Annotated in this window: 20 protein-coding genes; all 20 read right to left on the reverse strand. The window is 70.0% G+C overall.

The features are described 5' to 3' along the window. Positions 1-95: 95 nt before the first annotated feature. Entirely contained in the window at positions 96-539 is a 444-nt protein-coding gene (gene rplO, locus A6V29_RS01165; RefSeq protein WP_137158577.1) for a 50S ribosomal protein L15, read from the reverse strand. Positions 540-552: 13 nt separating this feature from the next. Beyond that, the gene (gene rpmD / locus A6V29_RS01170; protein ID WP_137158578.1) at positions 553-747 is read right to left on the reverse strand and encodes a 50S ribosomal protein L30; all 195 of its coding nucleotides are present in this window, start codon (positions 745-747) and stop codon (positions 553-555) included. Between the two features lies 1 nt (position 748). Then, on the reverse strand, positions 749-1,363 hold the full coding sequence (rpsE, locus tag A6V29_RS01175) for a 30S ribosomal protein S5 (RefSeq protein ID WP_137158579.1): 615 nt from the start codon (positions 1,361-1,363) through the stop codon (positions 749-751). 49 nt (positions 1,364-1,412) lie between these two features. Then, the gene (gene rplR, locus A6V29_RS01180; RefSeq protein ID WP_137158580.1) at positions 1,413-1,817 is read right to left on the reverse strand and encodes a 50S ribosomal protein L18; all 405 of its coding nucleotides are present in this window, start codon (positions 1,815-1,817) and stop codon (positions 1,413-1,415) included. Further along, complete coding sequence (gene rplF / locus A6V29_RS01185) at positions 1,817-2,356, reverse strand: 50S ribosomal protein L6 (RefSeq protein ID WP_137158581.1); 540 nt, start codon at positions 2,354-2,356, stop codon at positions 1,817-1,819. The genes rplR and rplF overlap by 1 nt, the downstream gene beginning before the upstream one ends. A 14-nt stretch (positions 2,357-2,370) precedes the next feature. Then, positions 2,371-2,775 (reverse strand): 30S ribosomal protein S8, encoded by a 405-nt coding sequence (rpsH, locus tag A6V29_RS01190; protein WP_502700046.1) that lies wholly within the window; start codon positions 2,773-2,775, stop codon positions 2,371-2,373. Between the two features lie 117 nt (positions 2,776-2,892). Then, complete coding sequence (locus A6V29_RS01195) at positions 2,893-3,078, reverse strand: type Z 30S ribosomal protein S14 (RefSeq protein ID WP_135096872.1); 186 nt, start codon at positions 3,076-3,078, stop codon at positions 2,893-2,895. A 19-nt stretch (positions 3,079-3,097) separates the two neighbouring features. Continuing rightward, positions 3,098-3,682, reverse strand: a complete 585-nt coding sequence (rplE, locus tag A6V29_RS01200; RefSeq protein WP_137158583.1) for a 50S ribosomal protein L5 — start codon at positions 3,680-3,682, stop codon at positions 3,098-3,100. Positions 3,683-3,684: 2 nt separating this feature from the next. After that, complete coding sequence (rplX, locus tag A6V29_RS01205) at positions 3,685-4,032, reverse strand: 50S ribosomal protein L24 (RefSeq protein ID WP_502700047.1); 348 nt, start codon at positions 4,030-4,032, stop codon at positions 3,685-3,687. 2 nt (positions 4,033-4,034) lie between these two features. After that, on the reverse strand, positions 4,035-4,403 hold the full coding sequence (rplN, locus tag A6V29_RS01210; RefSeq protein WP_040338543.1) for a 50S ribosomal protein L14: 369 nt from the start codon (positions 4,401-4,403) through the stop codon (positions 4,035-4,037). Between the two features lie 209 nt (positions 4,404-4,612). Further along, positions 4,613-4,924, reverse strand: a complete 312-nt coding sequence (rpsQ, locus tag A6V29_RS01215) for a 30S ribosomal protein S17 (RefSeq protein WP_137158584.1) — start codon at positions 4,922-4,924, stop codon at positions 4,613-4,615. Next, the gene (gene rpmC, locus A6V29_RS01220) at positions 4,921-5,154 is read right to left on the reverse strand and encodes a 50S ribosomal protein L29 (protein WP_040338545.1); all 234 of its coding nucleotides are present in this window, start codon (positions 5,152-5,154) and stop codon (positions 4,921-4,923) included. The genes rpsQ and rpmC overlap by 4 nt, the downstream gene beginning before the upstream one ends. Continuing rightward, positions 5,154-5,570: a 50S ribosomal protein L16 gene (gene rplP / locus A6V29_RS01225; RefSeq protein ID WP_104523783.1), complete on the reverse strand. Its 417-nt coding sequence runs from the start codon at positions 5,568-5,570 to the stop codon at positions 5,154-5,156. Before rplP ends, rpmC begins: the two co-directional genes overlap by 1 nt. A 3-nt stretch (positions 5,571-5,573) precedes the next feature. Then, positions 5,574-6,503 carry a 30S ribosomal protein S3 gene (rpsC, locus tag A6V29_RS01230; RefSeq protein WP_137158585.1) on the reverse strand — a complete coding sequence of 310 codons (930 nt, stop codon included), beginning with the start codon at positions 6,501-6,503 and terminating at the stop codon, positions 5,574-5,576. Next, a complete protein-coding gene (gene rplV, locus A6V29_RS01235; RefSeq protein ID WP_137158586.1) occupies positions 6,503-6,964 on the reverse strand; it encodes a 50S ribosomal protein L22 in 462 nt (153 codons plus the stop codon). Before rplV ends, rpsC begins: the two co-directional genes overlap by 1 nt. A gap of 20 nt (positions 6,965-6,984) precedes the next feature. Beyond that, positions 6,985-7,266, reverse strand: coding sequence for a 30S ribosomal protein S19 (gene rpsS, locus A6V29_RS01240; protein WP_137158587.1), 282 nt, complete (start codon positions 7,264-7,266; stop codon positions 6,985-6,987). 20 nt (positions 7,267-7,286) lie between these two features. Continuing rightward, positions 7,287-8,120: a 50S ribosomal protein L2 gene (gene rplB / locus A6V29_RS01245; protein WP_137158588.1), complete on the reverse strand. Its 834-nt coding sequence runs from the start codon at positions 8,118-8,120 to the stop codon at positions 7,287-7,289. Between the two features lie 50 nt (positions 8,121-8,170). Continuing rightward, positions 8,171-8,473, reverse strand: coding sequence for a 50S ribosomal protein L23 (rplW, locus tag A6V29_RS01250; RefSeq protein ID WP_137158589.1), 303 nt, complete (start codon positions 8,471-8,473; stop codon positions 8,171-8,173). After that, a complete protein-coding gene (gene rplD, locus A6V29_RS01255; RefSeq protein ID WP_137158590.1) occupies positions 8,470-9,348 on the reverse strand; it encodes a 50S ribosomal protein L4 in 879 nt (292 codons plus the stop codon). The genes rplW and rplD overlap by 4 nt, the downstream gene beginning before the upstream one ends. Continuing rightward, positions 9,345-10,010 carry a 50S ribosomal protein L3 gene (gene rplC, locus A6V29_RS01260; RefSeq protein ID WP_137158591.1) on the reverse strand — a complete coding sequence of 222 codons (666 nt, stop codon included), beginning with the start codon at positions 10,008-10,010 and terminating at the stop codon, positions 9,345-9,347. The genes rplD and rplC overlap by 4 nt, the downstream gene beginning before the upstream one ends. Between the last annotated feature and the right edge of the window lie 5 nt (positions 10,011-10,015).

Raw genomic sequence — 10,015 nt, forward strand, 5'->3', positions numbered from 1 at the left:
AGTAGCAATGGCAGAAAGACCCCCCTGCCCCCGCCGCTCGCGATCTCGCGGCGAAACCCTCGGAGAGGGTAGAGGCAGAGGGGTCCTGTCTACGTTCAGAGGACGGTGGTGCTGCCCCCGGCGGCGCCGATCTTCTCGGCAGCGGACGAGGAGAAGGCGTGCGCCGAGACGTCGACCTTGACGCCGCCGAGCTCGCCGGTGCCGAGGACCTTGACCGGCTGGTTGCGGCGGACCGCACCCACCTCGGCGAGGGTCTCCGGGGTGACCGCGCCGCCCTCGGGGAAGAGCGCCGCGATCCGGTCGAGGTTGACGACCTGGAAGACGACCTTGTTCGGGGGCTTGAAGCCCGAGAGCTTCGGCAGCCGCATGTGCAGCGGGGTCTGCCCACCCTCGAACCGCGCGGAGGTGTTGCCGCGGGCACCGGTGCCCTTGGTGCCGCGACCGGCGGTCTTGCCCTTGGAGCCCTCACCGCGACCCACGCGGGTCTTCGCGGTGTGAGCGCCCGGGGCCGGACGCAGGTGGTGAACCTTCAGAGTCATAGCGAGTCTTTCCTCAGACTTCTTCGACGGTGACCAGGTGCGGCACCGTGGCGACCATCCCGCGGATCTCGGGACGGTCCTCCTGGACGACCGAGTCGTGGATCCCCTTGAGGCCCAGCGAACGCAGCGTCTGGCGCTGGTTGGGCTTCGTGCCGATGGCCGACTTGATCTGGGTGACCTTCAGCTGGCTTGCCTTCTTCTCGGCCATCTCAGACTCCCTGGCCCGCGCGCGCACGGAGCATGGCGGCCGGGGCGACGTCCTCGAGCGGCAGACCGCGGCGGGCCGCGATCTCCTCGGGGCGGACGAGGTCCTTCAGCGCCTGCATCGTGGCGTGCACGATGTTGATCGGGTTCGAGGACCCGAGGCTCTTGGAGAGCACGTCGTGGATGCCGGCGCACTCCAGGACGGCACGGACCGGTCCACCGGCGATGACACCGGTACCCGGGCTGGCCGGCTTGAGCAGCACGACACCGGCGGCCGCCTCGCCCTGCACCGGGTGCGGGATGGTGCTGGCGATGCGAGGCACCTTGTAGAAGTGCTTCTTGGCCTCCTCGACGCCCTTGGCGATGGCCGCGGGCACCTCCTTGGCCTTGCCGTAGCCGACGCCCACGGTGCCGTCACCGTCGCCCACGATCACCAGGGCGGTGAAGCTGAAGCGACGACCACCCTTGACGACCTTGGACACGCGGTTGATGGCGACCACGCGCTCGATGTAGTTGCTCTTCTCGGCGGGCGCGCCACCGGGGCCCCGCCCGCCGTCACGACGGTCGCGGCGGTCGCTGCCGCCGCCGGCGCCGCCGCCGCGTCGCTGTGGTCCTGGCATCAGACGTCCCTCTCGATCTGCTCGCTGGTGCTGCTGGTGTGGGTGGTCATCAGAAGTCCAGCCCACCCTCGCGGGCACCGTCGGCCAGGGCGGCGATCCGCCCGGCGTACCGGTTGCCGCCGCGGTCGAAGACGACCGCGGTGATGCCGGCGGCCTTCGCGCGCTCGGCCACGAGGGCGCCCACCTGGCGGGCCAGGGCGGACTTGTCGCCCTCGGCGCCACGCAGTCCGGCGTCCATCGTGGAGGCACTGATCAGCGTGCGGCCGACGGTGTCGTCGACGACCTGCACGTGGATGTGCCGCGAGCTGCGGTTGACCACCAGGCGCGGACGCTCGGGAGTGCCCGCGACCCGCTTGCGCAGCCGGTTGTGGCGGCGCAGCCGCGAGACGCGACGCGCCGTGCTGATGTCGGTGCCGACGGGCTTGCGGCCCGCGGTCTTCTCTGCAGTAGCCATCACTTGCCCGTCTTCCCGACCTTGCGCTTGACGACCTCGCCCTGGTACCGCACGCCCTTGCCCTTGTACGGGTCGGGCTTGCGGATCTTGCGGATCTTGGCTGCGACCTCGCCGACGAGCTGCTTGTCGATGCCGGTGACCCGCAGGCGGGTCGGCGACTCGACGGCGAAGGTGATGCCGGCCGGTGCCTTCACCGGCACGGGGTGGCTGAAGCCCAGGGCGAACTCGAGGTCCGAGCCGCGCGCCTGGACGCGGTAGCCGACACCGACGATCTCGAGGGTCTTCGTGTACCCCTCCGTGACGCCGGTGATCATGTTGGCGATCAGGGTCCGCGAGAGCCCGTGCAGGGCGCGGTTCTGCCGCTCGTCGTTGGGGCGCAGGACGCGCAGGGTGCCGTCCTCGTCGCGCTCGACGGTGATGGGGGCCGCGACGGTGTGGGTCAGCTCGCCCTTGGGGCCCTTCACGCTGACCGTCTGACCGTCGACGGCGACGTCCACACCGCTCGGCACGGCGATCGGGAGTCGTCCGATCCGTGACATCGTTGCTCGCTCCCTTACCAGACGTAGGCGAGGACTTCCCCACCCACGCCCTTCTTGTTCGCCTGCTTGTCGGTGAGCAGCCCGGTGGACGTCGAGATGATCGCCACGCCCAGGCCGCCGAGGACCTTGGGCAGCGAGTTCGACTTCGCGTACACGCGCAGGCCGGGCTTGGAGACGCGGCGGACGCCGGCGATGCTGCGCTCGCGGCTGGGGCCGTACTTCAGGTCGACCACCAGCTGCTTGAAGGTGCTGCCGTCCTTCTCCACGTCGTCGACGCGCCAGCCGGCGATGTACCCCTCCTGCTTGAGGATCTCGGCGATGTGCGTCTTGAGCTTCGAGGACGGCATGACCGCGGAGTCGTGGTACGCCTGGTTGGCGTTCCGCAGACGCGTCAGCATGTCCGCGATCGGGTCGGTCATGGTCATGGCGTGTGGTGCCTCTCTCGCCGCGGTTCCACATGCGCTGGGTCTCGGAGACTTGGCGCGGGGCCTATCGGCGATCAGTGGTGCTTCGGTGAGGGGTGGAGCGGGGTCCTGCTACCAGCTGGCCTTCCGGACACCGGGGAGCTCCCCGGCGTGGGCCATCTCCCGCAGGCAGATCCGGCACAGGCCGAACTTGCGGAAGACCGAGTGCGGACGACCGCACCGCTGGCAGCGGGTGTAACCACGGACCGCGAACTTCGGCTTGCGGGCCGCCTTGTTGATCAGCGCCTTCTTGGCCATTGCTTCTCTCCTGCCCGACTCAGCGGACGGTCGTGACGACGGGCTGGCCGGCGAAGGGGAAGCCGAGCTGGCGGAGCAGCTCGCGACCCTCCTCGTCGGTCGTGGCGGTGGTGACGAGCGTGATGTCCATGCCGCGCGGACGGTCGATCTTGTCCACGTCGATCTCGCGGAACATCGACTGCTCGGTCAGGCCGAACGTGTAGTTGCCGTTGCCGTCGAACTGCTTGGCGTTCAACCCGCGGAAGTCGCGGATTCGGGGCAGCGCCAGCGAGAGCAGGCGGTCGAGGAACTCCCACATGCGGTCGCCGCGGAGGGTCACCTTCGCGCCGATTGGCATGCCCTCGCGGAGCTTGAACTGCGCGATGGACTTGCGGGCCCGGACGACGGCCGGCTTCTGACCGGTGATGGCGGTGAGGTCGCGGACCGCGCCGTCCATCAGCTTCGCGTCGCGGGTGGCCTCGCCGACGCCCATGTTGACGACGATCTTCGTCAGGCGCGGGATCTGCATGACGTTCTCGTAGCCGAACTCGCTCTGCAGTGCCGGCACGATGTTCTCGCGGTAGTTGGCGAGCATGCGGGGCAGCTCACGGGTGGGTGCGCTCATGGTCAGAGGTCCTTACCGGTGCGCCGCGAGACCCGGATGCTGCGGCCTTCCTCGTCCTTGCGGTAACCGACCCGGGTCGGCTTGTCCTCGGAGTCGATCACCATCACGTTGCTCACGTGGATGGGCGCCTCCTGGGTGACGATCCCGCCCTGCTGGGCGCCGCGCTGGTTCGAGCTGATCCGGGTGTGCTTCTTCACCCGGCCGACGCCCTCCACGAGGACCTTCTGCAGCTTGGGGTAGGCAGCGATGACCCGGCCCTTGGCGCCCTTGTCCTTGCCGGCGAGCACCAGGACGGTGTCACCCTTCTTGACCTTCATCGACGGCGTCTTGCCGTTGCTGGCGGCAGCCATGATCACAGCACCTCCGGGGCGAGCGAGATGATCCGCATGAAGCGCTTGTCGCGCAGCTCCCGGCCCACCGGCCCGAAGATGCGGGTGCCGCGCGGGTCGCCGGTGTCGCGGATGATGACCGCGGCGTTCTCGTCGAAGCGGATGTAGGAGCCGTCCGGACGGCGACGCTCCTTCACCGTGCGGACGATGACGGCCTTGACGACGTCGCCCTTCTTGACGCCGGCGCCCGGCAGCGCGTCCTTCACGGTGGCGACGATGATGTCGCCGATGCCCGCGTAGCGTCGCCCCGAGCCGCCGAGCACCCGGATGCAGAGGATCTCCTTCGCACCGGTGTTGTCGGCGACACGCAGTCGCGACTCCTGCTGGATCACGTCCTACTCCCAAATACTTTGTGGTGACAGCCGGGCCGGAACGGTGAACCGGCTGTCCGGAACCCGCGTGCGGACGCACCGGCGGCGAGCCGCCGGTGCGTCCGAAGCGCGAGACCGGGATGGGGCGCGCGGCCGCCGATGACTAAGGCGGTGCGCGCCAGTCGACCAGCGTACCCGGTCGACCTTCGGCCCCGAGGGGCCGCCCTTGTTTACTTGGCCTTCTCGAGGACCGTCACGAGCCGCCACCGCTTGGTGGCCGACATCGGTCGGGTCTCCATGATCTGCACGCGGTCCCCGACGCCGGCGACGCCGGCCTCGTCGTGGACCTTGAGCTTGTTCGTGCGCCGGATGACCTTGCCGTAGAGGGCGTGCTTGACGCGGTCCTCGACCTCGACGACGACGGTCTTCTGCATCTTGTCGCTCACCACGAGGCCCTCGCGGACCTTGCGGAAGCCCCGGCCCTCGGCGGTCCGACCCGTGGTGGCCGACCCGGCGGCCTGGGCCTGCTTCGGCTCGCTCATGCCACACCCTCGTTCGGGGCGACCGAGAGACCCAGCTCGCGCTCGCGCATGATCGTGTAGATCCGGGCGATGTCGCGGCGGACCGTCTGCAGTCGCCGGTTGTTGTCCAGCTGGCCGGTGGCCACCTGGAAGCGCAGGTTGAACAGTTCTTCCTTGGACTCGCGCAGCCGCGTGGCGAGCTCGTCAGCGGAGAGCTCGCGCAGCTCGGGAGCGGTCAGACCGGCGGCCATCACACTTCTCCTTCACGCGTGATGAAGCGGCACTTCATCGGCAGCTTGTGGATCGCGCGGCGCATGGCCTCGCGGGCCACGGGCTCGGCGACACCGGACAGCTCGAACAGCACGCGACCGGGCTTGACGTTGGCCACCCACCACTCGGGCGAGCCCTTGCCGGAACCCATGCGGGTCTCGGCCGGCTTCTTGGTCAGCGGGCGGTCGGGGTAGATCGAGATCCACACCTTCCCGCCACGCTTGATGTGCCGGGTCATCGCGATACGTGCGGACTCGATCTGCCGGTTGGTCACGTAGGCAGGCTCGAGAGCCTGGATCGCGAACTCACCGAAGTTGATCTCGGTGCCGCCCTTGGCCCGACCCGAGCGGCTCGGGTGGTGCTGCTTGCGGTGCTTGACGCGCCGTGGGATCAGCACGTGTCAGCCCTCCGTCGGGGTCTCGGTCGCCGTGTTCTCAGCGGCGGCGGTGGCCTCGGGGCCGGCAGCTTCGGCGACGGTCTGCTCGGGAGCGACCTCGCCGGACGTCTGCGCGACCACGGCCGTGGTCGTGTCGGCGGGGGCCTCGGTGGCCGGTCCGGTCGTGGACTCGGCGGCGGCGCGGCCGGCCTCGGTCCCGCCGGCGGTCGTGCCCGAGGAGCCGGAGCGGCGCGGGCGCTGGGGGCGCTCGCGACGCTGACCCTGGCGGGCGGCGAGCGCCTCGAGGGCCTCGCGCTCCGCGCGGGAGCCGCTGACGTCACCCTTGTAGATCCACACCTTCACGCCGATGCGGCCGAAGGTGGTGCGGGCCTCGTAGATGCCGTAGTCGATGTTCGCGCGCAGCGTGTGCAGAGGCACGCGGCCCTCGCGGTAGAACTCCGACCGGCTCATCTCCGTGCCGCCCAGGCGACCCGAGCACTGGACCCGGATGCCCTTGACCTGCGGGCTGCGCTGGGCCGACTGCATCGCCTTGCGCATGGCGCGGCGGAAGCTGACCCGGCTGGAGAGCTGCTCGGCCACGCCCTGGGCGACCAGCTGCGCGTCCGACTCGGGGTTCTTGACCTCGAGGATGTTCAGCTGCACCTGCTTGCCGGTGAGCTTCTCGAGCTCGCCGCGGATCCGGTCGGCCTCCGCGCCGCGGCGGCCGATGACGATGCCCGGCCGGGCGGTGTGGATGTCGACGCGGACCCGGTCACGGGTGCGCTCGATCTCGACCTTGGAGATGCCGGCCCGCTCCATGCCCTTGGACATGAGCTTGCGGATCGCGACGTCTTCCTTGACGTAGTCCTTGTACAGCTTGTCCGCGTACCACCGGGACTTGTAGTCGGTGGTGATCCCGAGCCGGAACCCGTGCGGGTTGACCTTCTGACCCACTAGCGGGTCCCTCCCCTCGTGTTGTTCTGCTGGGTCGCCGGGCCGGACTGGCCGGTGTCCCGACGAGCCTTGCGCGACTTCTGCGCGAGGACGTCGCTGCCGGCGACCTCGCTCACCTCGACGGTGATGTGGCTGGTCCGCTTGTTGATGCGGAACGCCCGGCCCTGCGCACGCGGACGGATCCGCTTGAGCGTCGGGCCCTCGTCGACGTAGGCGGCGGAGACGACCAGCGCGGCCGGGTCCAGCTGCAGGTTGTGCTCGGCGTTGGCCACCGCGCTGGCGACGACCTTGGCCACCGGCTCGCTCGCGCTCTGCGGCGCGAAACGGAGCAGGGCGAGCGCCTCGTCGGTCGGCAGGTAGCGGATCAGGTCCACCACCCGGCGGGCCTTCATGGGGGTCACGCGGACGAACCGGGCCGTAGCCCGGGCGACCGGCGCCTCCTGTCCCAACTGGGAAGTCATCTGAATCTCTCTCTACCTGGTCAGCCCCGCCGCGAGCGGCGGTCGTCCTTGACGTGCCCACGGAAGGTGCGCGTGGGCGCGAACTCGCCGAGCTTGTGCCCGACCATCGCCTCGGTGATGAACACCGGGACGTGCTTGCGTCCGTCGTGCACGGCCAGGGTGTGACCGAGCATGTCGGGGATGATCGTCGAACGACGTGACCAGGTGCGGATCACGTTCTTGGTGCCCTTCTCGTTCTGCGCGTCCACCTTCTTGAGCAGGTGGTCGTCGACGAACGGGCCCTTCTTCAGGCTGCGTGGCATCTGTCGGCTCCTCTACCCGCTCAGCGCTTCTTGTTGGTGCGCCGGCGGCGCACGATCAGGGCGTCACTGGCCTTCCGCTTGCGCGTCCGGCCCTCCGGCTTGCCCTTCGGGTTCACCGGGTGGCGACCACCGGAGGTCTTGCCCTCACCACCACCGTGCGGGTGGTCGACCGGGTTCATGGCCACACCGCGGACGGTCGGGCGCTTGCCCTTCCACCGCATGCGGCCGGCCTTGCCCCAGTTGATGTTCGACTGCTCGGCGTTGCCCACCTCGCCGACCGTCGCGCGGCAGCGCACGTCGACGTTGCGGATCTCGCCCGACGGCATGCGCAGCTGGGCGTACCGACCTTCACGGGCGACCAGCTGGACGCTGGTGCCTGCGGAGCGGGCGATCTTGGCGCCGCCACCGGGACGGAGCTCGATGGCGTGAACCACCGTGCCGACGGGGATGTTCCGCAGCGGCAGGTTGTTCCCGGGCTTGATGTCGGCCGAGGGGCCGCACTCGACGGTGTCGCCCTGCTTGAGCCGGGCCGGGGCGAGGATGTAGCGCTTCTCCCCGTCGGCGTAGTGCAGCAGCGCGATGCGCGAGGTGCGGTTCGGGTCGTACTCGATGTGCGCGACCTTGGCCGGCACGCCGTCCTTGTCGGCCCGGCGGAAGTCGATCAGGCGGTAGGCCCGCTTGTGACCGCCACCCTGGTGCCGGGCGGTGACCTTGCCGTGGACGTTGCGTCCACCGCGGCCGTGCAGCGGCCGGACCAGCGACTTCTCGGGATGGTCGCGGGTGACCTCGGCGAAGTCGGCGACGCTGGAGCCGCGGCGGCCCGGCGTCGTCGGCTTGTACTTGCGGATAGCCATGGGTCGTGAGTCCCTGTCTGTTCTCTCTGGTCCGGTCGGGGGTCAGGCGCTTACGCGCCCGGGCCGCCGAAGATCTCGATGCGGTCGCCGGGGGCCAGCGAGACAATGGCGCGCTTGGTGTCCTTGCGCTTGCCCAGCTTCGTGCCCCGGCTGCGCTTGCGCTTGCCCTGGCGGTTGATCGTGTTCACGCCGGTGACCTTCACGTCGAAGATCTGCTCCACCGCGATCTTGATCTGCGTCTTGTTGGCCTCGGGCAGCACGATGAACGTGTACTGGTTCTCGTCCAGCAGCCCGTAGCTCTTCTCGGAGATGACCGGGGCGAGCAGGACGTCCCGGGGGTCGCGGACGCTCATGCCTTCTCCTCGGTGTTCTCGTCGGCGGCCTCGTCGGCGGACTTCGCCGAGTCGGCCTTCTTCGCGGGGGCCTTCTTGGCCGGTGCCTTCTTCGCGGCCGCCGCCTTCTTGGCCGGCTTCTCGGCCGCGACGTCGGCGTCGGTCGTGCCGTCGCCCTCGGCCGGAGCGATCGACGGGACGGCGCCCGGGATGTCGGGCGTGCTGAGGTCCGGCAGCTGCCGGCCCTTGCCCTTGACCGGTCCGGCCACGAACTCCGCCAGCGCGGCCTCGGTGAAGACCACCTCGTCGGCGACCAGCACGTCGTAGGTGTTCAGCTGCCCGGCCTCGATGAGGTGCACCTGCGGCAGGTTGCGCAGGCTGACCCAGTTGAGGACGTCGTCGCGGTCGAGCACGACCAGCACCCGCTTGGCCTGCGTGACGGCGCCGAGCGTGGCCAGGGCGGCCTTGGTCTTCGGGGCGTCCCCGTCGACGAAGGCGGAGACCACGTGGACGCGGCCTTCGCGGGCCCGGTCGGAGAGGGCACCGCGCAGGGCGGCGGCCTTCATCTTCTTGGGCGTCTTCTTCGAGTAGTCGCGCGGCGTCGGGCCGTGGACGATGCCACCGCCGGTGTACTGCGGCGCGCGGATCGAGCCCTGGCGAGCCCGGCCGGTGCCCTTCTGGCGATAGGGCTTGGCGCCACCACCGCGGACGTCGGCCCGGGTCTTGGTCGAGTGCGTGCCCTGGCGGGCCGCGGCCAGCTGGGCGACGACGACCTGGTGCATCAGCGAGACGTTCGCGTCGGCGTCGAAGAGCGCGCCGGGCAGCGTGACGCTGCCCGAGGTCGTCCCCGCCGGCGTGCGGACGTCGACCTGGCGGTCGGTACGTGCCTCGGTCACTTGGTGTCACTCCCCACGGGGCCGCCCTTGACGGCCGAACGGACGAGCACGAGGCCGCCCTTCGGACCGGGGATGGAGCCCTTGATCAGCAGCAGACCGCGCTCGGCGTCCACCTTGTGGACGTTGAGAGACAGGGTCGTCGTCTTGACCGCACCCATGCGCCCGGCCATGCGCAGGCCCTTGAAGACCCGGCCGGGGGTGGACGCGCCACCGATGGAGCCGGGCGAACGGTGCTTGCGCTGGGTGCCGTGCGCCGCGCCGAGGCCCTTGAAGCCGTGACGCTTCATGACGCCGGCGGTGCCCTTGCCCTTGCTGGTGCCGATGACGTCGACCTTGGCCACGCCGTCGAACACCTCGGTGGTCAGCTCCTGGCCGACCGTGTACTGCCCGGCGTCCTCCGTGCGGAGTTCCACCAGGTGGCGCCGCGGCGTCACGCCGGCCTTGGTGAAGTGCCCACCCTCGGGCTTGTTCACCTTGCGCGGGTCGATCTCGCCGAACCCGAGCTGGACGGCGGAGTAGCCGTCGACCTCGGGGGTGCGCACCTGGGTCACCACACAGGGGCCCGCCTTGACGACGGTCACCGGCACGAGGCGGTTGTTCTCGTCGAAGACCTGGGTCATCCCCAGCTTCTCGCCGAGGAGACCACGAAATGTGCTCGCCATGTCTG

Origin of the sequence: Blastococcus sp. CCUG 61487, assembly GCF_005222955.1 — a bacterium.
GTDB lineage: Bacteria > Actinomycetota > Actinomycetes > Mycobacteriales > Geodermatophilaceae > Blastococcus.